This is a genomic window from Streptomyces sp. adm13(2018), assembly GCF_008042145.1.
In the GTDB taxonomy this organism is placed as follows: domain Bacteria; phylum Actinomycetota; class Actinomycetes; order Streptomycetales; family Streptomycetaceae; genus Streptomyces.
The window spans coordinates 1-706 of sequence record NZ_RDBH01000146.1 but is presented as its reverse complement, the minus strand read 5'-3'; the positions used below and the strand labels follow the sequence as shown (position 1 = coordinate 706).

The window sequence follows — 706 nt, the reverse complement described above, 5'->3', positions numbered from 1 at the left end:
CTCCGTGAACCGGCCGGCCGGTGGGGATCGCCCCTCCGGCGGACCGGCCGCGCGGTGGGCCAGCGGCTCGGTGGGGGTCGCCCCTCCTGGGGGGCCGACGTCCACGGCGGGCCCGGCGTCCACGGCGGGACCGGCGTCCCTGGCGGGGCCGACTGCCCCGGCGGGACCGGCGTCCCTGGCGGGACCGATGTCCCCGGCGGGACCGATGTCCCCGGCACGGGACCGGCCCCCCGCGGGCCCTCCACGGCACCCCTCTTCGCGGGCGGTCCGCCCCCTCTCCGCGGGCGGACCGGCCCCCTCGGCGCTGGTTCGCCACCCGCTCGGCTGGGCTCCCCGGGTTCTCCCGGGGGCCCAGCTGTTAGCGTTTTCCGGGGACGAGTACGACGCGTGACACACCACGCGAGAGCAGCGAGACGGGCAGCACGGGAAAGGGCCGCAGTTGACCACCGCCGAGCCGACACGCGCCGACCGCGCGGACTCAGCCCCTGACCCGGCCGCCGACCCCCTCCATGACGACGGCCGCGCCGAGGCCCGTACCGATGGCCGAACCGGAGGCTGCAGTGATGCCCGGACCGCCCCCGCGAACCCCGCTGCCGCCCCCGCGAAGGCCGCTGCCGACGCCGCGAACCACGCTGCCGACGCCGATGACGCGCCCCTCGCTTCGCTCCCGCGAATAGTGCTCCCGGCGCAGCGGCCCGCCCCGGCC

The 706-nt window shown here is 78.9% G+C and carries 1 protein-coding gene; it reads right to left on the bottom strand.

What is annotated here, in order from left to right:
* Positions 1-478: 478 nt before the first annotated feature.
* A partial coding sequence (locus EAO70_RS38600; RefSeq protein WP_222723502.1) for a hypothetical protein occupies positions 479-706 on the bottom strand: 228 nt, incomplete at its 5' end.